This window comes from Streptomyces africanus (genome assembly GCF_030816955.1).
Classification (GTDB): Bacteria; Actinomycetota; Actinomycetes; order Streptomycetales; family Streptomycetaceae; genus Streptomyces; species Streptomyces africanus.
Map to the genome: position 1 here is coordinate 4980422 of NZ_JAUSYP010000001.1, position 24380 is coordinate 5004801.

Annotated in this window: 21 protein-coding genes; 12 read left to right on the top strand and 9 right to left on the bottom strand. The window is 72.0% G+C overall.

Annotation, left to right across the window (positions count from 1 at the left end):
* Positions 1-47 precede the first annotated feature (47 nt).
* From QF034_RS23190 to QF034_RS23200, 3 genes are all read right to left on the bottom strand, one after another.
* Positions 48-1292 (bottom strand): DUF5667 domain-containing protein, encoded by a 1245-nt coding sequence (locus QF034_RS23190; protein ID WP_307176764.1) that lies wholly within the window; start codon positions 1290-1292, stop codon positions 48-50.
* 236 nt (positions 1293-1528) lie between these two features.
* Complete coding sequence (locus QF034_RS23195; protein ID WP_037671603.1) at positions 1529-2299, bottom strand: ECF subfamily RNA polymerase sigma factor, BldN family; 771 nt, start codon at positions 2297-2299, stop codon at positions 1529-1531.
* Positions 2300-2663: 364 nt separating this feature from the next.
* Positions 2664-3581 carry an HAD family hydrolase gene (locus QF034_RS23200; protein WP_082320012.1) on the bottom strand — a complete coding sequence of 306 codons (918 nt, stop codon included), beginning with the start codon at positions 3579-3581 and terminating at the stop codon, positions 2664-2666.
* A gap of 128 nt (positions 3582-3709) precedes the next feature.
* Here QF034_RS23200 and QF034_RS23205 point away from each other — a divergent pair, with 128 nt between their 5' ends.
* The 5 genes from QF034_RS23205 to QF034_RS23225 all read left to right on the top strand — a co-directional run bounded on the left by QF034_RS23205 (position 3710) and on the right by QF034_RS23225 (position 9485).
* Positions 3710-3988: a glutaredoxin family protein gene (locus QF034_RS23205; protein ID WP_086603661.1), complete on the top strand. Its 279-nt coding sequence runs from the start codon at positions 3710-3712 to the stop codon at positions 3986-3988.
* A 322-nt stretch (positions 3989-4310) separates the two neighbouring features.
* Complete coding sequence (locus QF034_RS23210; RefSeq protein WP_020275182.1) at positions 4311-5075, top strand: redox-sensing transcriptional repressor Rex; 765 nt, start codon at positions 4311-4313, stop codon at positions 5073-5075.
* Positions 5072-6826: a glutamyl-tRNA reductase gene (locus QF034_RS23215; RefSeq protein WP_307176765.1), complete on the top strand. Its 1755-nt coding sequence runs from the start codon at positions 5072-5074 to the stop codon at positions 6824-6826. Before QF034_RS23210 ends, QF034_RS23215 begins: the two co-directional genes overlap by 4 nt.
* Positions 6823-7782, top strand: a complete 960-nt coding sequence (hemC, locus tag QF034_RS23220) for a hydroxymethylbilane synthase (RefSeq protein ID WP_307176766.1) — start codon at positions 6823-6825, stop codon at positions 7780-7782. Before QF034_RS23215 ends, hemC begins: the two co-directional genes overlap by 4 nt.
* Positions 7779-9485 (top strand): bifunctional uroporphyrinogen-III C-methyltransferase/uroporphyrinogen-III synthase, encoded by a 1707-nt coding sequence (locus tag QF034_RS23225; protein WP_307176767.1) that lies wholly within the window; start codon positions 7779-7781, stop codon positions 9483-9485. The genes hemC and QF034_RS23225 overlap by 4 nt, the downstream gene beginning before the upstream one ends.
* 24 nt (positions 9486-9509) lie before the next feature.
* Here QF034_RS23225 and QF034_RS23230 read toward each other — a convergent pair whose 3' ends face one another.
* Positions 9510-10898: an FAD-binding oxidoreductase gene (locus QF034_RS23230; RefSeq protein ID WP_307176768.1), complete on the bottom strand. Its 1389-nt coding sequence runs from the start codon at positions 10896-10898 to the stop codon at positions 9510-9512.
* Positions 10899-11127: 229 nt separating this feature from the next.
* Here QF034_RS23230 and hemB point away from each other — a divergent pair, with 229 nt between their 5' ends.
* On the top strand, positions 11128-12126 hold the full coding sequence (hemB, locus tag QF034_RS23235; RefSeq protein ID WP_307176769.1) for a porphobilinogen synthase: 999 nt from the start codon (positions 11128-11130) through the stop codon (positions 12124-12126).
* Here the strand turns inward: hemB and QF034_RS23240 are convergent.
* Positions 12120-12803, bottom strand: a complete 684-nt coding sequence (locus QF034_RS23240) for a DUF4232 domain-containing protein (protein WP_307176770.1) — start codon at positions 12801-12803, stop codon at positions 12120-12122. The two genes, hemB and QF034_RS23240, sit on opposite strands and share 7 nt — an antisense overlap.
* 228 nt (positions 12804-13031) lie before the next feature.
* Here QF034_RS23240 and QF034_RS23245 point away from each other — a divergent pair, with 228 nt between their 5' ends.
* Positions 13032-14450: a helix-turn-helix domain-containing protein gene (locus QF034_RS23245; protein WP_307176771.1), complete on the top strand. Its 1419-nt coding sequence runs from the start codon at positions 13032-13034 to the stop codon at positions 14448-14450.
* 1 nt (position 14451) lies between these two features.
* Here QF034_RS23245 and QF034_RS23250 read toward each other — a convergent pair whose 3' ends face one another.
* A complete protein-coding gene (locus tag QF034_RS23250) occupies positions 14452-14808 on the bottom strand; it encodes a hypothetical protein (protein ID WP_307176772.1) in 357 nt (118 codons plus the stop codon).
* Positions 14809-14896: 88 nt separating this feature from the next.
* On the opposite strand from QF034_RS23250, the gene QF034_RS23255 reads away from it, so the two are divergent.
* The 3 genes from QF034_RS23255 to QF034_RS23265 all read left to right on the top strand — a co-directional run bounded on the left by QF034_RS23255 (position 14897) and on the right by QF034_RS23265 (position 18048).
* On the top strand, positions 14897-15799 hold the full coding sequence (locus tag QF034_RS23255) for an SAM-dependent methyltransferase (RefSeq protein WP_307176773.1): 903 nt from the start codon (positions 14897-14899) through the stop codon (positions 15797-15799).
* A 96-nt stretch (positions 15800-15895) separates the two neighbouring features.
* Positions 15896-17119 carry an aminotransferase-like domain-containing protein gene (locus tag QF034_RS23260; RefSeq protein WP_307176775.1) on the top strand — a complete coding sequence of 408 codons (1224 nt, stop codon included), beginning with the start codon at positions 15896-15898 and terminating at the stop codon, positions 17117-17119.
* 71 nt (positions 17120-17190) lie between these two features.
* Positions 17191-18048, top strand: a complete 858-nt coding sequence (locus QF034_RS23265; protein ID WP_307176776.1) for an arylamine N-acetyltransferase family protein — start codon at positions 17191-17193, stop codon at positions 18046-18048.
* Here QF034_RS23265 and QF034_RS23270 read toward each other — a convergent pair.
* Positions 17987-18904 (bottom strand): helix-turn-helix domain-containing protein, encoded by a 918-nt coding sequence (locus QF034_RS23270; protein ID WP_307176777.1) that lies wholly within the window; start codon positions 18902-18904, stop codon positions 17987-17989. The two genes, QF034_RS23265 and QF034_RS23270, sit on opposite strands and share 62 nt — an antisense overlap.
* On the bottom strand, positions 18901-19746 hold the full coding sequence (locus tag QF034_RS23275; protein ID WP_307176778.1) for a peptidoglycan-binding protein: 846 nt from the start codon (positions 19744-19746) through the stop codon (positions 18901-18903). Before QF034_RS23275 ends, QF034_RS23270 begins: the two co-directional genes overlap by 4 nt.
* 305 nt (positions 19747-20051) lie before the next feature.
* Here QF034_RS23275 and QF034_RS23280 point away from each other — a divergent pair, with 305 nt between their 5' ends.
* A complete protein-coding gene (locus QF034_RS23280; protein WP_307176779.1) occupies positions 20052-20495 on the top strand; it encodes a peptidoglycan-binding domain-containing protein in 444 nt (147 codons plus the stop codon).
* Between the two features lie 180 nt (positions 20496-20675).
* Here QF034_RS23280 and argS read toward each other — a convergent pair whose 3' ends face one another.
* Positions 20676-22439: an arginine--tRNA ligase gene (argS, locus tag QF034_RS23285; RefSeq protein ID WP_307176780.1), complete on the bottom strand. Its 1764-nt coding sequence runs from the start codon at positions 22437-22439 to the stop codon at positions 20676-20678.
* Between the two features lie 149 nt (positions 22440-22588).
* On the opposite strand from argS, the gene lysS reads away from it, so the two are divergent.
* Positions 22589-24334, top strand: a complete 1746-nt coding sequence (gene lysS / locus QF034_RS23290; RefSeq protein ID WP_307176781.1) for a lysine--tRNA ligase — start codon at positions 22589-22591, stop codon at positions 24332-24334.
* The last annotated feature ends 46 nt before the right edge of the window (positions 24335-24380 follow it).

A 24380-nucleotide genomic window follows, 5' to 3' on the forward strand; every position in this document is an offset into this window, starting at 1 on the left:
GTGGGGGCGCCCCTTTACGAGGGGCGCCCCCACTGTCGTACCGCCGGCTAGTCGGCGTCCTCGCTGTCGATGCCCAGCCCGGGCAGGAGATCGGGCAGGAGCGGCGGGAGCGTCACGTCCGGCTCGGGGACGGGCGTGTTGCCTTCCGTCGACGGTGAGGTGCTCGTGTCGCTGTCCTGCTGGGGCGGGTCGAGCAGGCCGCCGGTGTTGCCGCCGAGCAGGCCGTCGCTGTCGCTGCCGGCCGAGTGGCTGGGGCTGCCGCTGCCGCTGCTGCCCTTGTCGGAGTGACCGCGGCCGCTGTCACTGGGCCGGACGGACCGGTCGGTGCCCGAGGAGCCGCTGGAGGCCGACTCGGAGGCGCGCTGCCGGCTGTTCCCGCCGCCGCCCCGGGAGGGGGGCTCGGGCAGCAGGGACCGCAGCGGGGCGACGTCCTCGTCTATGGCGTCGAACACCGACGACACCTGTTCGCTGACGTCCCCGAGGGTGACGGGGAGCTTGTCGCGCAGTTCGCCCCAGGCCTCGCGGTGGGAGCGGGAGAACGCGGACAGGGCCTGGATAGGGCCCAGGGAGTCCGGGTCGCGCTCGTACGCCTCGCTGAGCAGCCGGTGTCCTTCCGACGCGTCGTGCCGCATGCCGGACAGGGCGCGGCGGATTTCGCCCAGTGATTCGTGGTCCAGCGGGCCGCTGCGGCCCCGCTCCATCAGGCGGCGGGCTTCGCTGAGCCGGGTGGAGGCGTGGTCGAGATAGACCCGGCCGCGCTCGTCGGCACTGTCGGCGAGGCCGAGTTTGACGTCCTCGATGCCGCGCTTGAGGCCGTAGAGCGAGTCGCCGGGCAGGGCGTCGGAGCTGGCGGCGGCGACTCCGCCGAAGGCGCTCGCGGCCACGCCCACGCTGAGCCCGCCCGCGGTGAGGCCCTTGGCGAGGCGGGAACGGGGCCGGAACTTCTTCAGTGGGCTCGCCCGGTGGGCGCCACGGGCCTGGGGGGAGCGCTGCTCGGGGACCGCGCCGTCCGTCGCCCCGCCTCCTGCGGTGCCCTCCTGGAGCATGGCCTCGAACGCGGCCACCAGCTGGGCCCGCTGGACGACCTTGACCTCCGGGTCGAGCTCCGGTTTGGGCAGCGCGCCGAGACCGGAGGCGAGCGCCAGCAGGCGTGCCTGGTCGGTCGGCTCCGCAGCGGCCGGGGCCGGTGCCGATCCTTCGGACTGCTCGGCCGCCGTGCCCTGCTCGGACTGCTCCTGAAGGGCCTGGGCGAAGGCGTTCGCCCGCCGGTGCGCCGATACGTTCGCGATCACTGGCGGCACCTCCTCTCGTCATGACGGTCGACTCCCCAGGGGGTCCTGAGGGTTGCACACCCTGAGCGCGACCACACGATCGAGTGATCGGAGCCGGTCAGGGGGTGACCACAGGGAGCCTGCATCCCGCACAACGAGTGGCGCGGCACTTGGGTTACGGACGTCGGATGATCGAATGCCGAAGTCAACGGACTTTGACGGAAAGTGAGTTGACCGTCGCCGAGCGTACGGCCCGGTCAGCGGGCGTCTTCCGGGAGGAGCCGGGCGAGGGTGCGCACGGCCCGGTACTGGAGGGTCTTGATGGCGCCCTCGTTCTTGCCCATGACACGGGCGGTCTCCGCGACGGAGAGGCCCTGAAGGAAGCGGAGTGTCACGCACTCCTGCTGCTGGGGGTTGAGCCGCCGCACGGCGTCGAGCAGGGCGGCGTTGGAGAGGGACTCCAGGACGGAGTCCTCGGGGGAGCGCTCGACCTCGTTGGCGTCGAGCATCTCGCCGGTGGTGACCTCGAGGCGGAAGCGGCTGGACTTGAAGTGGTCCGCGACGAGGTTGCGGGCGATGGTGACCAGCCAGGCGCCGAAGTCACGGCCCTGCCAGGTGAACGTGCCGATGCGGCGCAGGGCGCGCAGAAAGGTCTCGCTGGTGAGGTCCTCGGCGGTCGCCTTTCCCCCGACCCGGTAGTAGATGTACCGGTAGACGGTGTCGCTGTATTGGTCGTAGAGGCGGCCGAAGGCATCGGCTTCGCCGGCCTGGGCGCGCTCCACGAGGTCCATCATGCGGGCGCTGTCGCTGTCCGCCGCCGGCCGTCGGGCGGTGGCCGCGCCGGACGGGCGCCCTCGTCTGCCGACCGCGGCGCTGCCGTCGGCCAGTGCATAGCACGGGCCGACGGGTGCGGCGGTGGCGAATGCGGGGCCGGCGTACGCGGTGGGGACGAAGCCGCGCAACAGGTCGAGGACCGTTGCGCGCAGCGTAGCCAGGCCCGAGGCGTCAACCCCGACGTGTGGGTACACGGGACTCCCAGAGGCAGAGCTTCCATCACGTGCAGTGCGGGACCTTTCACCCGTCGTAGCGACGGAGGGGTACCGGTTTGCGTCTGAGGAGAATAACGCTTCGTGCAGGCACTGCTACACCGAGTTGCTCAAATCGTCGATTACGTCGCTTCCGTAACCGATTGACGCCGTATCAAGTGCCAGAGGATGAACGGTTGTTGATCGGAATGGTTCGGATTGAGGCTGGGTCCAGGGCGTGTTGTGGCCGTGTCCAGCCAAGAGGACTGGATGCGAGGTTGTGGGGGTACGCCAGTTGGATTTACGGGGCTTGTCATCCCGTAGACGAAGGTGTCCCGGATTGATCGGTCGTCGGCCCGGTCGGTCGTCAGCGGCGGCGGCGGTGCAGGGCGATCGCCGCCGCCGTGCCGCCGGCCACCGCGCCCACGCCGGCCGCTGCCGGGATGCCGACCTTGGCCGCCTTGCGGCCGGTGCGGTAGTCGCGCAGGCGCCAGTCCAGGTCCCGGGCGTGCTTGCGCAGCTTGGAGTCCGGGTTGATGGCGTAGGGGTGGCCGACCAGGGACAGCATCGGGATGTCGTTGTGCGAGTCGCTGTAGGCGGCGCAGCGGCTCAGGTCCAGGCCCTCGGCCGCGGCCAGCGCGCGGACCGCCTCGGCCTTCGCCGGGCCGTGCAGCGGCTCGCCGACCAGCTTGCCCGTGTAGACGCCGTCGACCGACTCGGCGACCGTGCCCAGGGCGCCGGTCAGGCCCAGGCGGCGGGCGATGACCTGGGCGATCTCGACGGGGGCCGCCGTGACGAGCCAGACCTTCTGGCCGGCGTCCAGGTGGGCCTGGGCCAGGGCGCGGGTGCCGGGCCAGATGCGCTCGGCCATGTACTCGTCGTAGATCTCCTCGCCGATCGACTGGAGCTCGGCGACGCGGTGGCCCTTGACGATGGACAGGGCCGAGTCGCGGGCCTCCTGCATGTGTTCGGGGTCCTCGACCCCGGCCAGCCGGAACCAGGCCTGCTGCCAGGCGAACCGGGCGAGCTCGCGTGTCTCGAAGAACTTCCGCTTGTACAGGCCCCGCCCGAAGTGGAAGAGGGCGGCGCCCTGCATGACGGTGTTGTCCAGGTCGAAGAAGGCGGCGGCCCGGTCGTCGCCGTGGACCGGGAACTGCGGTTCCTCGGTCGTGCCGGCGGCCTCCTGTGAGGACTTGCGGGCAGCCTCCGCCGAGGCCTCGCCTGCCAAAACGCTCCGCGCCGTGGCGGAGCGCCTACGGGGAGTGAGCCATCCGAGAGCGGCCATGGCGTGAGCATAGCCAGTTTGTTCGGGGGTTCCGGAGTCTAAAGGTTCGGAGCCTGTGAACTCTCCGCAAGCGTGTGGTTAAAGAGGGCGTCCGGCGGGAGGTTCCCCTCGTGTCGGGGCGCGCGACAATGGCCGACATGAGTCCCCTCTTTCGTCGCAGGCCCCCTCGGGACCGGCTCGTCACCCTGATCCGCAAGCCGGGCTGTCATCTGTGTGATGACGCACAGGTCGTTGTGGAGAAGGTGTGCGGTGATCTGGGAGTCCCCTGGGAGCAGAAGGACATCACCGAGGACCGTGAACTGCACGATCAGTACTGGGAGCAGATCCCGGTCGTGCTGGTCGACGGCAGGCAGCACACGTTCTGGCGTGTGAACGAGGACCGCCTGCGCAAGGCGCTGACCGACTGATCCCGCTGTTCCCGCCCGGTGCCGCAACTGACCGAGCAGTCCAAAGGACCTGCCAGGTCGCTTAGGATCGACGGTGGCTGGTCTCGGGGGCGGGATACACGGAGGAGAGTGTGCGGTTTTGCCCCCAGAAGCAAAGGAACGGTGGCGCGTATGCGCCGGTTCCCCGCGAGTGCGCCGGGGGCGCGTGACCCCGGTCACGTTGGCCGGGCAAATCGGACACCATCTTTGTGCACGCGTTCACAAAGACATAGCCTGCTTTCGACGGGGCGGTCATGTAGGGACGTATGACCGCCTACAGCCCCGCTCTACCCGCAGGAGCACCGTGGCAACTGGCCGAACTCACCGACCGGCGACCCGCAGCCGAGGGATTCCCGAGGCCACCGTCGCCCGGCTTCCGCTGTACCTCCGCGCCCTGACCGCGCTGTCGGAGCGCTCGGTGCCCACGGTCTCCTCCGAGGAGCTCGCGGCCGCGGCGGGGGTCAACTCCGCGAAGCTGCGCAAGGACTTCTCCTACCTCGGCTCCTACGGGACCCGGGGCGTCGGCTACGACGTCGAGTATCTCGTCTACCAGATCTCCCGCGAGCTGGGCCTGACCCAGGACTGGCCGGTCGTGATCGTCGGTATCGGTAACCTCGGCGCCGCCCTCGCCAACTACGGCGGGTTCGCCTCCCGCGGCTTCCGGGTCGCCGCGCTGATCGACGCCGACCCGGCCATGGCGGGCAAGCCCGTCGCCGGGATCCCCGTGCAGCACTCCGACGACCTGGAGAAGATCATCCAGGACAACGGCGTGTCGATCGGTGTCATCGCCACCCCCGCCGGTGCCGCCCAGGCGGTCTGCGACCGGCTCGTGGCCGCCGGTGTCACCTCCATCCTGAACTTCGCGCCGACCGTGCTGTCCGTCCCCGACGGCGTCGACGTGCGCAAGGTCGACCTCTCCATCGAGCTGCAGATCCTCGCCTTCCACGAGCAGCGCAAGGCCGGCGAGGAGGCCGCCGCCTCCGACGGCGGTGTCCCGGCCGCCGCCGCGCGCAGCGACTCCGCCGACCAGGGACCCGACGGGGACATGCCCGCCGTGATGCCGGCATGAGCCTCCTCGTCGTCGGACTCAGCCACCGCAGCGCCCCGGTCAGCGTCCTGGAGCGGGCCTCGCTCAACGCGGACGCGCAGGTCAAGCTGCTCCAGGACACGGTCGCCGCCGAACCGGCCGGCGAGGCCGCGGTGCTCGCCACCTGCAACCGCATCGAGCTCTACGCCGACGTGGACAAGTTCCACGCCGGTGTCGCCGAGCTGTCCACGCTGCTCGCCCAGCACAGCGGGGTCGGCCTGGAGGAGCTCACTCCCTATCTCTACGTGCACTACGAGGACCGCGCCGTCCACCATCTGTTCTCGGTGGCCTGCGGGCTGGACTCGATGGTCGTCGGCGAGGGGCAGATCCTCGGCCAGATCAAGGACTCCCTGGCCCGGGCGCAGGAGCTGAACTCCGCGGGCCGGCTGCTGAACGACCTGTTCCAGCAGGCCCTGAGGGTCGGCAAGCGCGCCCACTCCGAGACCGGCATCGACCGCGCCGGCCAGTCCCTGGTCACCTTCGGCCTGGAGCAGCTGGCCGCGGGCGGCGAGGTGCAGACCTGGGCCCGGGGCAAGAAGGCCCTGGTCATCGGCGCCGGGTCGATGTCCTCCCTGGCCGCCGCGACCCTCGCGCGGGCCGGGGTCGCCGAGGTCGTCGTCGCCAACCGCACCTTCGACCGCGCCGAGCGCCTCGCGCAGATCCTGACCGAGGGCGACGACACGGACGTGCTGGCCCGCGCGGTCCCGATGGAGTCGGTGCCGTTCGAGCTGACACGTGCCGACGTCGCCGTCTCCTGCACCGGCGCCACCGGCCTGGTCCTGACGGCCGAGTCGGTCGCCGCCGCGGTCGAGGGCCGTACGGCCGCGCCGGCGGACGGGGCCGACGGATCGTCCTCCCCGGACGGTGAGCCCGGCCGGACTGCGGCCCCGGGCGCCGAGCGGGGCGACCCGGCGGCCACCGGACTCGGCGGCGAGGACGGCTGTCCGCTGGACCTGCCCGCGGTGCAGGGCACCGCCGGATTCTCCGTGCTGGGCGAGGCGGCCGTGGCCGGTATGGCCGCCGCCGACCTGGAACAGCACGCGGCGTGGGTGGACAACGGCACGGTGGGCGGCGCCCAGCGCGCGGCCCGGCCGGGGACGGCCGGCCCGCTCGACCCCGCCCCGGACGCCGACGCCATCGCCGCGCTCGCCGCGACCGTGGCCACCGTCGGCCGCATCCCCGAGCGGCGCCGGCCCGAGCCGGCCGACGAGCCGCCGCGGCCCGAGCCCGTGCTCTTCCTGCTCGACCTGGCGATGCCGCGGGACATAGACGCGGCCGCACACCGGCTGACCGGGGTGCGGCTGGTGGACATCGAGTCGCTGGCGGAAGCATCCGCGGGCGCTCCGATGGCTGCCGATGTGGACCAGGTCCGGCGTATCGTCTCCGACGAGGTCGCGGCCTTCGGGGCAGCACTGCGGGCCGCGCACATCACGCCGACCGTGGTCGCCCTGCGCACCATGGCCGCCGATGTCGTGGCCAGCGAGATCGCCCGCCTGGACGGACGGCTGCCAGGCCTCGACGACAAGCACCGCGCGGAGATCACCCAGACCGTGCGGCGCGTGGTGGACAAGCTGCTGCACGCGCCGACCGTACGGGTCAAGCAACTCGCGGCCGAGCCCGGCGGCGCCGGGTACGCGGACGCGCTGCGGACCCTGTTCGACCTCGATCCGGAGGCGGTTGCCGCCGTCTCCCGGGCCGAGGACAGCACAGAGAAAGACCGAGGGCCGGCATGAACGAAAAGGCACTACGGCTCGGCACCCGGCGGAGCAGGCTCGCCATGGCCCAGTCCGGGCAGGTGGCCGAGGCCGTGAGCCGGGTGACCGGGCGGCCCGTCGAGCTCGTCGAGATCACCACGTACGGCGACGTCTCGCGCGAGCAGCTCGCCCAGATCGGCGGCACGGGCGTGTTCGTGACCGCCCTGCGCGACGCGCTGCTCAAGGGCGAGGTCGACTTCGCGGTGCACTCGCTGAAGGACCTGCCGACCACGCAGCCCGAGGAGCTGGTCGTGGCCGCCGTCCCCGTGCGGGAGGACCCGCGGGACGTGATCGTCGCCCGGGACGCGCTGAAGTTCACCGACCTGCCGAGCGGGGCCCGCATCGGTACCGGTTCGCCGCGCCGCATGGCCCAGCTCAACGCGTACGCGCGCAGCCACGGCCTGGACATAGCGACCGTCCCGATCCGCGGCAACGTCGACACCCGGATCGGATACGTACGCTCCGGTGAGCTCGACGCGGTCGTACTGGCCGCCGCCGGACTGAACCGGATCGGCCGGGGTGACGAAGTGACCGACTTCCTGTCGGTCGACACGGTTTTGCCCGCCCCCGGCCAGGGGGCCCTGGCGATCGAGTGCACCGCGGGCAACGCGGACCTCGTCGCCGCGCTCGCCGAACTCGACGACCCGTTCACGCGGGTCGCCGTGACGGCCGAGCGGTCACTGCTCGCCGCCCTGGAGGCCGGTTGCAGCGCCCCTGTGGGCGCGCTGGCCGACCTTTTGGCCGACGGGCAGATTGTCAAGGAAATGCGCCTGCGCGGCGTCGTCGGCACGACCGACGGCACGCGCATGGTGCAGCTGTCCACCACCGGTCCCGTGCCCGAGACGCACGACCGGGCAATGGCGCTCGGTCGCGAACTCGCGGCCGAGATGCTCGCCCAGGGCGCGGCCGGTCTGATGGGGGAGCGAGCACATTGAGCCCCACCGCCCTTTCCGCCGGTCCTGAACACGGGCACGTCACCTTCCTGGGTGCCGGACCCGGAGATCCGGGACTACTGACTCTGCGCGCCGTCGAGGCGCTGGCGAACGCGGACGTCCTCGTCGCCGAGCACGAAGTGCTCGACGTCGTACGTCAGCACGCCAGGCAGGGCGTCTCCGAAGTGAACACGGACTCGGATCCTTCCCAGGATCCTGCTCCGGGCACAGGAACGCCCCAGCTGACGGTTGTTGACGGTACGTCAACCGCCGCAGCCACCCCCGCGGTGCGGGATGCCGCACATCTTGTCATGGAGGCCGCGCGGGGCGGCAGGCGGGTCGTGCGTGCGGTGTCCGGGGACCCGGGCCTCGACACGTACGCCGCCGAGGAGATGCTGGCGTGCGCCGCCGCCGGGGTGCCCTTCGAGGTCGTCCCCGGTATCGCGAGTGCCGTCGGTGTGCCCGCGTACGCCGGTGTGCCGCTGCGGGACGCGCAGGGCGCGGACGTGCGGTTCGTCGACGCACGCACGGCGTCGGACCGGTGCTGGACGGAGGTGGGGGCGTCGGACGGCACGGTCGTCGTGTCCACCACGCTGGACTCCGTCGCGGCGGCGGCCGGCGAGCTCGTCTCCGCGGGCCGCAAGCCGGACACCCCGATGACGGTCACCGTCGCCGGTACGACCACCCGGCAGCGCACCTGGACCGCCACGCTCGGCACGATCGCGCAGACGCTGAAGCAGGCCAAGGTGCTGCCCTCGCCCGACGGCGGCCGGCCGGTGATAGCCGTGGTCGGTGAGCGTTCCGCCGCCGCCCAGCGCGACCAGCTCGCGTGGTTCGAGTCCAAGCCGCTGTTCGGCTGGAAGGTGCTCGTGCCGCGCACCAAGGAGCAGGCGGCGTCGCTCTCCGACCAGCTGCGGTCGTACGGGGCCGTGCCGCACGAGGTGCCGACCATCGCCGTCGAGCCGCCGCGCACGCCCCAGCAGATGGAGCGCGCGGTCAAGGGGCTCGTGACGGGCCGCTACGAGTGGATCGCCTTCACCTCGGTGAACGCGGTCAAGGCCGTGCGGGAGAAGTTCGAGGAGTACGGGCTCGACGCCCGGGCCTTCGCCGGGATCAAGGTCGCGGCGGTCGGGGAGCAGACGGCCAACGCGCTGATCGCCTTCGGCGTGAAGCCGGACCTGGTGCCGAGCGGCGAGCAGTCGGCCGCCGGGCTGCTGGAGGACTGGCCGCCCTACGACCCGGTCTTCGACCCGATCGACCGGGTGTTCCTGCCGCGGGCCGACATCGCCACGGAGACGCTGGTCGCCGGGTTGATCGAGCTGGGCTGGGAGGTCGACGACGTCACGGCCTACCGGACCGTGCGGGCCTCGCCGCCGCCGGCGGAGACGCGCGAGGCGATCAAGGGCGGCGGGTTCGACGCCGTGCTGTTCACGTCGTCGTCCACCGTGCGGAACCTGGTCGGTATCGCCGGCAAGCCGCACAACGTGACCGTGATCGCGTGTATCGGCCCCGCCACCGCCAAGACGGCCGAGGAGCACGGGCTGCGGGTGGACGTCATGGCTCCGGAGCCGTCCGTGCACAAGCTGGCGGAGGCGCTGGCCGACTTCGGCGCGAAGCGCAGAGCCGCCGCTGTGGAGGCCGGGGATCCGGTGACGCGGCCGAGTGAGCGGCGGCCGGGGGCCCGGCGGCGGCGGTCGACGACGTAAGGGATTGAGTGTTGCTCGCTGCGGCTACGCGGGAGTCACCGCGTGGCCGTAGCGGAGCAGGTTGGACGGGTCGTAGGTGGCCTTGTCCTGGCGTAGGCGTGCGTACACCTCCGGGGTCCAGGCGCGGGCGCGGTCCTGTTCGTCGCCCGGGGTGCCGTGGATGTTGACCATGGTGCGGCCCGTGCCGTAGGGGGCCATGGCCGTGTAGAGCTGTTGCGTCGCCTGCTCGATGGCCTCGGCGGCGGGTGGCGCGGCCATGATGCCGACCGAGTCGATGAAGTACAGGGCGTCGCGGGAGCACACGGCGTCCTCGACGGCGGACGGGCGGGACAGCGCGCCGCCCATGTGGCGTATCTCGACCATCAGCAGGGGGTGGTCGGCACCGGCCGCGGGGCCGGCCTGCTCCAGGAACGTGCCGATGGCGGCGGGGGTCAGGTCGCGCAGGAGCAGGCAGGACTCCCTGCCGGGGAGCGGGTCCTGCGGTTCCATGTGGATGCGGTCCAGGGCCGCGTGGTCCATCACCTCGACCGTGTCGACGGCTACCGGGGCGGCTTCGCGCAGCGGTGCGATCAGTGCCTCGCCCTCGGCCGGGAGGCCGGGCCAGGCGATCGCCACGCGGGCCCAGAAGCCGCCGCGCAGGGGCTCCGGGATCTGGGGGATGGGCGGCAGGCGGAGGATCGTGAACGCGCTGCACATCTGGTCCGGGACGGTGCGGGTCCAGTCCGCCCAGGCCTGGAGCAGGGTCTCGGCGTGCTCGCCCCGGCAGTAGATGCCGCCGCCGTAGATGCGGGGGAGGGGGAGCAGTTCGGTGACCAGCGAGGTGACGACGCCCACGTTGCCCTTGCCGCCGCGCAGGGCCCAGAACAGTTCCGGTTCGTGCTGGGGGTCCGTTTCGCGCAGCCGGCCGTCCGGGGTGACGACCTGGAAGGAGCGGACCAGGTCGGCGGCGTAGCCGTAGGCACGGCCGAGGACGGGGAGTCCGCCGCCGAGGGTGTAGCCGACGACGCCCGCGTCCGTGGAGGTGCCGCTGAGGCCGGCGAGGCCGTGCGGGGCGGCCGCGGCCATGACGTGGCTCCACTTCGCGCCCGCGGCGACGGTGGCGGTGCGGGTGGCGGGGTCGATCCGTACGTCGGTCATGCGGGCCGTGTTGATCAGCAGGCCCTTCTCGATGGGGAAGTTGGCGCCGTGGCCGGTGGCCTGCACGGCGACGGGGGTGTCGGTGGCTTTCGCCCAGCGCATGGCGGTGACGATGTCGTCCGGGGAGGTCGCTCCGACGACCACGTCGGGGGTGTGGAGGGCGGCCAGGTTGAAGCCGGTGACCTCGTCGGCGTAGGCGGGGTCGCCGGGGCGCTGGACCGGGCCGTGGATTTCCGAGAGGGCGAAGAGGTCGGGCGTGTCGTGGCGGGCGGTCATCGCGTCCTCCGTGGGGGGCGTACGGAGGGACGGCGGCGGCGGGGGTGGCAGCTGGCCGTCGGGGTCCTTGTTGTTCCTGTTGTTTTCAGGATGGACCTGGGGGTTGCGGGGCGCATGCGGGAGCTGCGGGTTTCGGCACGATTGCCTGCGGATTGGCGGACTTCGGCCGCAGCCGGGTCCGACAGTGCGTCGGCATCGGGGGGTTTTGGGCGGGCGTAGCGTAGGTGGCATGACGACGTACGGATCTTTTCCCGGTACGCGGCCGCGGCGTTTGCGGAGCACTCCCGTCATGCGTCGGATGGTCGCCGAGACCCGGTTGCACCCTGCCGATCTCATCCTTCCGGCCTTCGTGCGGGAGGGCGTCAGCGAACCGGTGCCGATCGCGGCCATGCCGGGGGTCGTGCAGCACACCCGGGACAGTCTGAAGAAGGCCGCCGCCGAGGCCGTCGCGGCGGGGATCTCCGGCATCATGCTGTTCGGCGTGCCGGAGGAGTCGAAGAAGGACGCCCTCGGGACGCCGGGGACCGACCCGGACGGGATTCTCCAGGTCGCCCTCCGGGACGTGCGGGCCGAGGTCGGTGACGACCTGCTCGTCATGTCCGATCTGTGTCTCGACGAGACCACCGATCACGGGCACTGCGGAGTGCTGGACGCCCAGGGGCGGGTCGACAACGACGCGACCCTGGAGCGGTACGCCGAGATGGCCCAGGTGCAGGCCGACGCGGGCGCCCATGTGGTCGGGCCCAGCGGGATGATGGACGGGCAGATCGGCGTCATCCGTGACGCCCTCGACCAGATCGGGCGGGAGGACGTCGCCATCCTCGCCTACACCGTGAAGTACGCCTCCGCGTTCTACGGGCCGTTCCGGGAGGCCGTCGGCTCGTCCCTGCAGGGGGACCGGAAGACCTATCAGCAGGATCCGGCGAACGTGCGTGAGTCCCTGCGCGAGCTCGCCCTCGACCTGGAGGAGGGCGCCGACATGGTGATGGTCAAGCCGGCCGGGCCCTACCTGGACATCCTCGCCCGGGTCGCGGACGCCGTGGACGTGCCGGTCGCCGCCTACCAGATCTCCGGCGAGTACTCGATGATCGAGGCCGCCGCCGAGAAGGGCTGGATCGACCGGGATCGCGCGATCATGGAGAGCCTCACCGGTATCCGGCGGGCGGGTGCCCGGAACATCCTCACCTACTGGGCCACCGAAGTGGCCCAGCGGATCAAGGATCAGTAGGACAGGGCCTCGTCCCTGTCCCGCAGCCAGTACGTGGCGCTCAGCGAGCTGTCGTAGTACACGCCCTCGGCGGGCAGCTGCGGGATCGCCGAGGGGCCGCCGCTGCTGTTCGGCGTGGGGCCCTGGAAGCCGACCGTGAGCTTGTGGCCGGTGGTGCCGCCGGTGCCGCTGCCGTCGGCCGCCGACAGCAGCACGCCCGCGTAGCCGGACTGGCCGGGGGCCAGGGTCGTCACCGACTGCGGCTTGGACTCCTCCATCGGCTGCGGGGCCCACTGCATCTCGTCGAAGCGCAGCACCGGGTAGTAGGTGAGGTCGCACGCCTTCGAGCCGGTGTTCTTGACCGTGATCAGCATGTGGTTGATGGGGCGGCGGACCGGCTTGGCCGTGACGGTGGTGTTGGTGCCGTTGCAGGAGATCCGGGCGGCGGGGGTGGCGGCGGCCGTCCCGGGCTTCGTGCCCTTGCCGGCAGTCGTGGTGCTCGCCTTGTCGGCGGCCGTGTTGCCTGCCGTGGTGCTCGCCTTGTCGGCGGCCGCCTTCGTGGGCGCGGTGGTCGCGGTCGCCGTCGCCGTCAGGTGCGGCGTGGCCGCGCCTTCGTCCTGCGTGCCCGTGCCGTCCTGACACGCCGTGAGGGCGAGGGCGGCCATGAGGGCGGCGGGCAGAGCGTGGTACTTGCGCATGAGTGGTTCCCTTTCGGACAAAGGTCGTCGGCAAGAAGGCCCGAGCGAGCCGCTCCACCGGTCGGTCCGGGAGCGGCGTGCTTGGATGACCAGAGCTTGTGCGGCGATCCGTCCCGGCCGCCACAGTCGGCGGACGATCAGGGACGCTGGAACGCCCGCACCGGCTTTGACCAGGGGAAACGACCCTCCCCTGGAACGGGGGAACGGGACATGGGGGATGGAGGAACGGTGTCGGAAGGCACGGCCGCGGCGGACTTCGCCGCGTTGCTGGGGGAGTTGAAGGAGCGGTCCGGGCTGAGCTACGGGGTGCTCGCCAAGCGGCTCCACATGAGTACGTCGACGCTGCACCGGTACTGCAACGGGGATGCCGTACCCACCGACTACGCGCCTGTGGAGCGGCTCGCCCGGCTGTGCAAGGCGTCGCCGCAGGAGCTTGTCGAGCTGCACCGGCGGTGGGTGCTGGCGGATGCCGGGCGAGGGCGCAAAGGGGCCGGCGCCCCTCCGGCCGAGCGCGGTGTCGAGGGGCCGGGCGAGAGCATCGCGGAGGTGCCGGGCGAGAGCATCGCGGAGGAGCCGGGCGGGCGCGTTGCCGTGGGGCCGGGCGAGAGCATCGTGGAGGAGCCGGGCGGGGGCGCATCGGAGGAGCCGGGCGACGTTGTGTCAGGGGGGCCGGTGGACCGCCGTCCTCGTCGTCCGCGCCGTCCCCGGCCCGCCCTGCTCGCCGCTGCCGTCGTCGCCGTCGTCCTGGGCGGGGTCGGGCTCGCCGTGGCGCTGCCCTCCGGCGGGTCGGACGACGACGGGCGTCGTGGCTCGGCGGCGGTCTCCGGCGGGCCCCGGCAGCAGCCGGACGGCGGCCCGGCCGCGTCCGTGTCGCCCTCGGGCAGTTCCTCCTCCGGCAGCGGCGGGAAGAAGGACGGCGGAAGGGGCGACGGAAAGGACGCCGCCTCCTCCGCGGCGCCCGCCTCGTCCGCCTCCGCCGGCGGCAGCGGTACGAGTGCCGACCGCCCGGGGCGCGACGCCCCCGCCCCCGCCGGCCCGGCGCCCCTCACCGTGCGCACCGAGCCGCACGCCTGGGAGAGTCCCTGTTCCCAGCGCTACCTGGTGAACCGGCCGCCCGGGCGGGTGGGGCCGCCGCCGCTCGAGCAGGACGCGCCCGCCTGGGTGGGGGCGATGGGTGCCGTGCCGTCGGGGCAGCAGTATCTGAAGCTCACCGTGCAGGGCACCGGGAAGGAGACGGTGGTCGTCGACGGGCTGACGGTCCGGATGGCCGGCAAGCGTGCGCCGCTCGCGTGGAACGACTACGCCATGGGCTATCCGGGCGTCGGCTGCGGCGGCAACGTGCCGACCCGTTCCTTCACGGTCGCTCTCGACGCCGCGCGTCCCGCCGTCGTCCCGGAGGCGGGGCACGACGACTTCCCGTTCTCGGTGAGCGAGTCCGACCCGGAGGTCTACCACATCCGGGCCGACGCCTCCGCGTACGACGTCAGCTGGTACCTGGAGCTGAGCTGGTCCAGCGGCGGCCGGAGCGGCACGCTGACGGTGGACGACCGGGGCCGGCCCTTCCGCACGAGCGGTAACAACGGGCGCCCGGCCTACGAGTTCCCGCTGGGCGGCGACAAGTGGGTCCCGGCCGGGACCACCGACTGACTCAGCGGAACTCGTGGACCAGCTCGATCCTGCCGACGATGTGGACGTTGAACTCGTCGAGTTCCTCGGCCGGTACCCACAGTTCGAGGATCGTCTTCCCGCCCGCCTGCTGGACCGGGTACCGGCGCAGGAAGGCGGAGTCGACCTCGAACCGGGTGACGAAGCCGGCGCCGTCGTGCTTGACGTTCCAGTCCCGCGCGATTCTGATGGCGTAGTCCTCGTTGAGGACCGGGTAGAAGATCGGCTGTTCCGGGAGCCGGGGCGGCCAGGCGCGCCAGTCGAGTTCCCGCACCAGGTCCAGTTCCTTGGGGCCGGTGGGGCGCCACAGGGTCGTCGTCGGCGGCTGGTCGGTCGGCATGGGCACCATCAAATCAGCTGAACCGTTAGGTTGTTGACCATCGGAGTGGTTGCTGATTGAACCACCTACTCTTCCCAGGGAGACGTCCATGACCGGTGACGCCCTCAGTCAGGATCCCGCCGAGCTGCAGAGGAGGATCGACAGCAGCAAGGCGCACCCGGCCCGGGTCTACGACGTCTTCCTCGGCGGCAAGGACCACTACCCGGCCGACCGGGACGCGGCCGCCGCCGCGCTCGCCGCCAACCCGCGCGGGTACCTCGACGTACGGCACAACCGCGACTTCCTGCGCCGCGCGGTCACCACACTGGTGGAGCAGGACGGCATCCGGCAGTTCCTCGACATCGGCACGGGACTGCCGACCGCCGAGAACGTGCACCAGATCGCGCAGCGCATCGCGCCCGACGCGCGGGTCGTGTACGTCGACAACGACCCGGTCGTGCTCGCGCACGCCCGGGCCCTGCTGACGAGCGGGCCCGAAGGGCGTACGGACTACATCGACGCCGATCTGCGGGATCCGGCCCGGATCCTGGAACAGGCCGCCAAGACCCTGGACTTCGACCGGCCGGTCGCGCTGTGCCTGGTCGCCATCCTGCACTTCGTCGCGGACGAGGAGGCGTATCCACTGGTGCGCGAGCTGCTCGGCGCGCTGCCCGTCGGCAGCCGGCTGGTGCTCAGTCACCTCACCGAGGACCTCAACCCCGAGAACATCCGCGCGGTCCAGCGGACGTACACCGAGCGGGGGTTCACCTTCGTGCTGCGCTCCCGGGCGGACGTGGAGCGGTTCTTCACGGAGAACGCCCTGGAGATCGCCGGCCCGGGCATCGTCCCGGCGCACCGCTGGCGGCCCGATGGCGCGGCCCCCGTGCCCGAGCAGCCGGAGGAGTCGTACCTCGCCGGTCTCGACGACATCGAGAAGGTCCGCTACCGCGACATCAACGACGTCACGGACGCGGACATCAACGTGTACGCGGGGATGGGCGCCAAAGGCTGAGCGGGGTGTCCGGATCGCGGAAAGGTGCTTGTAGGCGGCACGCACTTCCCTAGGCTGCGGCGCACCAGCCGTCACCGCAGCCCAAGGAGCCGTGTCATGACCCTCACCGAGCCCGCGCCCGCCCCCTCACCCGTGCCGCCGCTCGCCGCGCGGGCGCGGTCGGTCGGCGGCTCTCCCGTGCGGGACATCCTCGCCGTCACCGCCCGCCCCGAGGTGATCAACTTCGCGGGCGGGCTGCCGGCGCCGGAGCTGTTCGACGCGGCGGGCATCGCGGCCGCGTACCGGGCCGTGCTCGCCGAGGAACCCGCGCGGGCGCTGCAGTACTCCACGACCGAGGGCGAGCCCACGCTGCGGGCCGCGCTCGCCGGCCGCACCACGGCACGCGGACTGCCGACCGGTCCCGACGACCTGCTCGTCACCACCGGCTCCCAGCAGGCCCTCTCGCTCCTGGCCACCGCGCTGCTCGAACCCGGGGACACCGTCCTCGTCGAGAACCCCTGCTATCTGGCGGCCCTTCAGGCGTTCGGCTTCGCCGGAGCGCGGGTCGTGCCCGTGCCCGGCGACGAGCACGGTGTCGACCCCGAGGCGCTGGAGGAGCTCGTGGTGCGCGAGCGGCCCAAGCTGCTCTACACCGTGCCCACCTTCCAGAACCCCACCGGCCGCACACTGCCCGCCGGGCGGCGCGCCGCCGTGGCCGCCGTCGCCGCGCGGCGCGGGCTGTGGATCGTCGAGGACGACCCCTACGGGGAGTTGCGCTACGACGGTGAGCGCGTGCCGTGGATCGCCTCCCACCCGGGCGCCGAGGACCGTACGGTCCTGCTCGGCAGCTTCTCCAAGGTCATGGCGCCCGGGCTGCGGCTGGGCTGGCTGCGCGCGCCCGGTGAGCTGCGGCGCGCCTGTGCCGTCGCCAAGCAGGCCGCCGACCTGCACACGCCGACCGTCAACCAGCTCGCCGCGGCCCGGTACCTCGCCGACCACGACCTGGACGCCCACGTCACACGCGTCGCCGGCGTGTACCGCGAACGCCGGGACGCCATGCTCGCGGAGCTGCCCGGCGCGCTGCCCGAGGGGTCGGTCTGGACCCGGCCCGAGGGCGGCATGTTCCTCTGGGCACGCCTGCCGGAGCCGTACGACACGACGGCCCTGCTGCCCCAGGTCGTGCGGCACGACGTGGCGTACGTCCCCGGCGCTCCCTTCTACGCCGGCACGCCCGACCGCACGACCCTGCGGCTGTGCTTCGTGACGCAGACGCCGGAGGAGATCGGGGAAGGGCTGCGAAGGCTCGGCAAGGGGTTGCGGGCCGGTACACCGGGGACCTAGGACCAACCGCGGAGGTCAGGTCCGGCTGTGGGCCGCAGACGGGGCGGGTGGGGTGTGGTTACGGTGACGCCATGCTCGATTCCATACCGTTCGACCTCGATGTATATCTCCGGAGGATCGGGTGGGAGGGGGAGCGGCGGGCCGACCCGGCCACCCTGCGCGGTGTGCATCTGGCGCACCTGCGGGCCCTCCCGTTCGAGAACCTCGACGCGCTGCGCGGCAGGGCTCCCTCCCTCGATCCGGCCGATCTGATGGCCAAGCTGGTCCACAGCAGGCGCGGCGGCTACTGCTACGAGCACAACACGCTGTTCGCCTCCGCGCTGGAGGCGCTGGGCTTCCGGGTGACCCTGCTGTCCGCGCGGGTGGCCCTCGGCGCCGACACCCTCACGAGCCGGCCGCGCACCCACATGGCGCTGCTGGCCGAGGTCCCCGGCGAACCGCGGCCGTACCTCGCGGACGTCGGCTTCGGGGCGATCGGCGGGCTGCTGGAGCCGGTGCCGCTGGTCGCGGACGTCGAGTTCGCCGGGGCCGGGCGGCGGCACCGCCTGGTGCACGTACCGCACGACGGCCCCCTGGCGATGTGGCTGCTTGAGGCCCACGACGCGGCGAAGGACGACTGGACCGGCCAGTACGCCTTCACCCTGGAGCCCTTCGAGAAGCCCGACTTCGACGTCATCAACTGGCACGTCGCGACCAACCCGCACTCACCGTTCACCCAGCGCCCCTACGTCCAGCACCTCGACGCCACCCGGCACCTCCTGCTCGACGGCCGGCTTCTCAAGGAGACCCGCTCCGACGGCACGGTCACCGAGCGGGAGGTGACCGGTGAGACGCAGGCGCGGCGGCTCCTGGAGGAGGAGTTCGGCATCACCGCGCCGGAGGGGATGACGCTGCTTCAGAGGACAGAACCGGGGACGGCCCGGCGCTGACCCGGCGGCCCGTCAGACGCGGGCGTCGAAGCACTCGCGGCTGCCCTCCCGTCACCGGGCGGAAGCAGGCCCGTACGGTCGTGCCGGGGCGGGCTTCGGTCATGGGCGTGTAGACGTAGGACTGGGCGGCGATGCCGTCCGTGATCTCGGCGGCGTGCGGACGGCGGCCTCCGTCGGTCCTGTTCAGCTCCAGCCGGTCGCCGATCCGCGTGCTCCACATCCGGGCCCAGCCGGCCTCGCACTTGTCGCTGTAGCGCAGTTCGAGGTGGGCTCCGGTGGACGTGCGGTGCGAGGCGAGGGTGAGCGGGGACTCGCCGCACCTCATGTGCATCGGGCTCTTGCCCTCGCACGCGGCTGCACGGCAGCGGGGTGCCGGGGCGGACGGAGGCGGCGGGGAGGGCCGGGGGTCGCCGGACTGGCCCGCGAGGAGGACCAGGGCCACGGACAGTCCGCCGGCCGCTATCGCGCACACCGACGCCAGGACCGCCAGGATCACGCCCCTGCCGCCGGCGGCAGGTTTCCGGGTGTCCGCCTCGGCCTCCGGCTCCGGCTCCGGCTGCGCGGGCGGGGCGGCGGGTGTCGTCGGTGCGGCCCGGCCGCTCCACTCCGACTCCGCCAGTTCCCACAGCGCCAGACACCGGCCCTCCGGCTCCCCCGAGAGCCGGCACAGCTCCTGCACCGCCTCGCGCGGCGGGAGCGTCCTGCCGTTGAGGTAGCGCTCCCAGGACGACTTGCTGAAGGTGGTCTTCGCCGCGAGGGCCGCCAGGCTCAGGCCCGTGCCCGCCTTCAGCTCCCGCAGCGCGGAGGCGAGCCGGGCGCGCTCGGGCGGCAGCGGGCCGGGCGGGGTCCGCGTCATTCCCGCAGGGCCTTCCAGGTGTGCGGGCCGATGATGCCGTCCACGACCAGGTGCGCCCGCTTCTGCAGGTCCCTGACCGCGCGTTCCGTGTGCGGGCCGAAGATGCCGTCCACGGCGCCCGGTGCGAGGCCGGCCTCGCGCAGCAGACACTGTGCCTCGGCCACCTCCGGTCCGGCGTTGCCCTCGGCCAGGACGGCCGTCATGGTGCGGCTGTTGCCGGTGTACCAGCGGCCGTCGATCCGCTCCGCCCGGCAGGTGTACCGGGGCTGGTCCGACTCCCCGGGCGATCCCGGTGCCGTCGTGGCGGAGGCGGGGAGGCCGGCCGCCGCCGCTCTGCCCTCCCCGTCCGTGAGCCGTACGGCCAGCAGGACCGCGGCGGCGACGGCCAGCACCAGGGCCACCGATCCGGCGGTGAGCGCGATGCGCAGCGCCCGCCCGTGGGGGCGGGGTGCGCCGGTCCCGGGCTCGGTTCCGGGCTCGGTTCCGGTCGTCTCGCCCTGCCGATCCGCCTGGTCCGCCCGGTCGGTCCGGTCGGTCCGGCCCGCCCGGTCCGCCCGGTCTGCCGGGTCCGCCGCCTTGCCCCACGCCTCGGTGGCGACCTCGTGCAGGGCGAGGAGGCGGGTCGGGTCGTCACCGCCGAGCCGGGCCATCGCCTCGACGGCCTCCCTGGGCGGGAGCGACCTGCCGGCCAGGTAGCGCTCCCAGGACGACGTGCTGTACCCCGTCTTGGCCGCGAGCTGGCGCAGGCTCAGTCCGCTGTGGTCCTTCACCCGGCGTAATCGCACCACCAACTGCCGTACGCACGGGTCCAGTTCTTCGGGCAGCCCTTTCCAACGCGACATGTTCCCCCCACTCGCGTTCGTGGACCGTGGTCAGCGGTCCCCGTCACCGCCGCATTCTGCATCAGCATCCACGCGGTGCCCCATACATCGGTTCCCTTCGCCCCGCCGCCCCCTACCGATTCGGCCACACCCCGCCGCGATCGTCCCGCCGCGTCGTCCCGGACTGCGGCGTCGCCGCAGGTCAGGGCGTGGGACGTCCCGTCACGACGTCACTTCCCCGGCGACCGTGGCGGCTGCGGGCCCCCGGGCCGCAGTCTCGTTGCCACGCAGCACCCAGAGCACTCACAACCATCGGAGGGGAACTCATGCGAGCACTCACGAAGACACTCGTCTGTGCCACCACCGCCATCGGGATCGCCGTCGGGGGCCTGGCGACCGCCGGTCCCGGTGTCGCGGCGGAGACGCGGCCGGCGGCAAGCGCCGAGGTCAGCCCGCTCGCGGTCGTCAACCTCGGCCTGAAGGCCGCGGAGGCCAAGAAGGTCCAGCGCGTCCTGCGGGACAACTGGCAGTACAAGGGCAAGATCGACGGGCAGCTCGGCACCGACAGCTGGAAGGCGATGCAGCGCTTCCTCAAGAAGCACTGGAGCTACAAGGACAAGATCGACGGGAAGGTCGGGCCCAACACGGTGAAGGCGCTGCAGCGCTGGCTGAAGGCCCAGTGGGGGTACAAGGGCAAGATCGACGGAGACCCCGGGTCGGGGACCCGCGCCGCGTTCAAGCGCATGGCGAACGCCTGCCCCAACTGCTGACCCGGCACCGCCGGTTCCGTCAACAGACCGCGGCCCGTCCTCCCCGCGGGGGAGAGGACGGGCCGCACCCGTCAGCCCGAGCGTTCCGCCAGGGACCGAGTGGCCGATTCCGAGTTGTCACCCGCGTGGTGTGGCGACGCGGACGCCGGCCACCCCACGGGGGTCAGAACAACTCGAGCATCAGAGCCGCTCGGGAGTCCGGATGCCCAGCAGGGCCATGCCCTGGTGCAGCGTGCGGGCCGTGATGTCGCAGAGGAACAGGCGGTTCTCGATCTGCTCGGGCGACTCGGCCTTCAGGACCGGGCACTTGTCGTAGAACGTCGTGTACAGCGACGCCAGCTGGTACAGGTACGCCGTCAGCTTGTGCGGGGCGTACTCCGCGGCCGCCTCCGCCACCGTCGCCGCGAACGCGTCCGCGTGCAGGCCCAGCGCGCGCTCCGCCTCGTGCAGGTCCAGCTCCGGATGCGCGACCGGGCGGGCCTCGCCGGCCTTGCGCAGGATCGACTGGATACGGGCGTAGGCGTACTGGAGGTAGACGGACGTGTCGCCGTTCAGCGAGACCATCTGGTCCAGGTCGAACTTGTAGTCGCGGTTCGCCGACGTCGACAGGTCCGCGTACTTCACCGCGCCGATGCCCACCTGCGTGCCCCGCTCGGCGATCTCCTCCTCGGAGAGGTCCTGCGCCTTCTCCCGCACCACCGCCGAGGCACGGTCGATCGCCTCGTCCAGCAGGTCGACCAGGCGGACCGTCTCGCCCTCACGGGTCTTGAACGGCTTGCCGTCCTTGCCGAGGACCGTACCGAAGGCCAGCTGCACCGCCTTGACGTCCTCGTTCAGCCAGCCCGCCCGGCGGGCCGTCTCGAAGACCATCTTGAAGTGCAGCGACTGGCGGGCGTCCACCACGTAGAGGAGCGTGTTCGCCTTGATGTTGAAGACGCGGTCGCGGATCGCGGAGAGGTCGGTCGCCGCGTAGCCGTAGCCGCCGTCCGACTTCTGCACGATCAGCGGGACCGGGTTGCCGTCCGGGCCCTTGATGTCGTCGAAGAACACGCACAGGGCGCCCTCGGAGCGGACCGCGACGCCCGACTCCTCCAGCAGGCGGCAGGTCTCCGCGAGCATGTCGTTGTAGCCGGACTCGCCGACGATGTCCGCGTCCCGGATCTCCATGTCCAGCTTCTCGAAGACGGAGAAGAAGTAGATCTTCGACTCGTCCACGAACTTCTGCCACATGGCCAGCGTCTGCGGGTCGCCCGCCTGGAGGTCCACCACCCGGCGCCGGGCGCGGGTCTTGAACTCCTCGTCGGCGTCGAAGAGCTTGCGGGCGGCCTTGTAGAGGCGGTCCAGGTTCGACATCGCCTCCTCGCCGGAGACCTCGTCGGCCTTGTGGTCCAGCTCGTGCGGGTGCTCCTCCAGGTACTGGATGAGCATGCCGAACTGGGTGCCCCAGTCGCCGATGTGGTGACGCCGGACCACGCTCTCGCCCGTGAACTCCAGCAGTTGCGTGACCGAGTCGCCGATCACCGCGGAGCGCAGGTGACCGACGTGCATCTCCTTCGCCACGTTCGGCTGGGCGTAGTCGATGACCGTGGTGCCCGGGTGCTCGGCGTGCGGCACGCCGAGGCGGCCGGTGTCGTCCGCGTAGCGCGCGGCGAGGTTCTGGGTGATCGCCCCGTCGGTGATCGTGATGTTCAGGAAGCCGGGGCCGGAGACCTCGACGTCCTTGATCACGTCACCCGACTCGACCCGGGAGACGACCTGCGTCGCCAGCTCCCGCGGGTTCGCCTTCTCCTTCTTCGCGAGGGCCAGGATCCCGTTGGCCTGGAAGTCCGCCCGGTCGCTTCGTCGCAGCAGCGGGTCCGCGGAGCCGGCCTGCGGCACAGCCGCCGACAGGGCCGCCGCGAGGCGCTGGTGGACGGAGTCGCTGAGGGACGTGACCGAGGCCATAGGAAAGGGTGCCGTTCTCCTCGAGGGAATGGATAGACACGGCCAGTATCCCATGGGGGTAAAGCCGTTTTTCCGGGCGCAAGCCGGTCTGGGACAATGGTGCGGTCAGCCGTGCGACCGTACCGGCTGCCCGATGCAGAAAGAAGGACGTGCCGATCGTGGCTCAGAGCACCGAGACCACCGACTGGGTCTCCCGTTTCGCGGATGAGGTCATCGAGGAGTCGGAGCGTCGGGCCCCGGGCAAACCCGTCGTCGTCGCGTCCGGCCTCTCGCCGTCCGGCCCCATCCACCTCGGAAACCTCCGCGAGGTCATGACCCCGCATCTCGTCGCCGACGAGATCCGCCGCCGCGGACACCAGGTGCGGCACCTGATCTCCTGGGACGACTACGACCGGTACCGCAAGGTGCCGGCGGGGATCGCGGGCGTCGACGAGTCGTGGGCCGAGCACATCGGCAAGCCGCTGACCTCCGTCCCGGCCCCGAAGGGCTCCTCCCACCCCAACTGGGCCGAGCACTTCAAGGCCGCGATGATCGAGTCGCTGGCCGAGCTGGGCGTGGAGTTCGACGGGATCAGCCAGACCGCCCAGTACACCTCCGGCGTGTACCGCGAGCAGATCCTGCACGCCATGAGGCACCGCGGCGACATCGACGCGATCCTCGACCAGTACCGCACGAAGAAGGCCCCGGCCAAGAAGCAGCAGGGGCAGAAGCCGGTCGACGAGGCCGAGCTGGAGGCCGCCGAGGGCTCCGGCGCGGCCGCCGAGGACGACGGCAGCTCCGGCTCCGCCGGGTACTTCCCGTACAAGCCGTACTGCGGCAACTGCGAGAAGGACCTCACCACCGTCACGTCCTACGACGACGACTCCACCGAGCTGACGTACGCCTGCACCGCGTGCGGCTTCTCCGAGACGGTCCGGCTCAGCGAGTTCAACCGCGGCAAGCTGGTCTGGAAGGTCGACTGGCCGATGCGGTGGGCGTACGAGGGCGTCGTGTTCGAGCCCTCCGGCGTCGACCACTCCTCCCCGGGATCCTCCTTCCAGGTCGGCGGGCAGATCGTCGGGATCTTCGGCGGCAAGCAGCCGATCGGGCCGATGTACGCGTTCGTGGGCATCAGCGGCATGGCCAAGATGTCCTCCTCGCGGGGCGGCGTGCCCACCCCCGCCGACGCCCTGAAGATCATGGAGCCGCAGCTCCTGCGCTGGCTGTACGCCCGCCGCAGGCCCAACCAGTCCTTCAAGGTCGCCTTCGACCAGGAGATCCAGCGGCTCTACGACGAGTGGGACCGGCTCGACGCCAAGGTCGCCGACGGCAGTGCCCTGCCGGCCGACGTCGCCGCGCACTCGCGTGCGGTGCGTACGGCCGCCGGTGAGCTGCCGCGCACGCCCCGGCCGCTGCCGTACCGGACGCTGGCGTCCGTCGCGGACATCACCGCCGGGCACGCCGACCAGGCGCTGCGGATCCTGAGCGAGCTCGACCCGGAGCAGCCGCTGACCTCGCTCGACGAGGCGCGGCCGCGGTACGACAAGGCCGAGGCCTGGATCAACACGCACGTGCCGGCCGAACAGCGCACGATCGTGCGGGACGAGCCGGACGCGGAGCTGCTGAAGTCGCTCGACGAGCAGGGGCGGGAGTCGCTGCGGCTGCTGCTCGACGGACTGGCCGACCACTGGTCGCTCGACGGTCTGACGCACCTCGTGTACGGCGTGCCGAAGGTGCAGGCCGGATTCCCGGCCGACGCCACGCCGAAGGAGCTGCCGCCCGAGATCAAGACCTCGCAGCGGTCCTTCTTCGCCCTGCTGTACCACCTGCTGGTCGGGCGGGACACGGGGCCGCGGCTGCCGACGCTGCTGCTCGCGGTGGGGCAGGAGCGGGTCCGGGCCCTGCTCGGGGAGTGAACAGGCACTGAGAAGGGGCCCCCGGTTTTCTCCGGGGGCCCCTTCT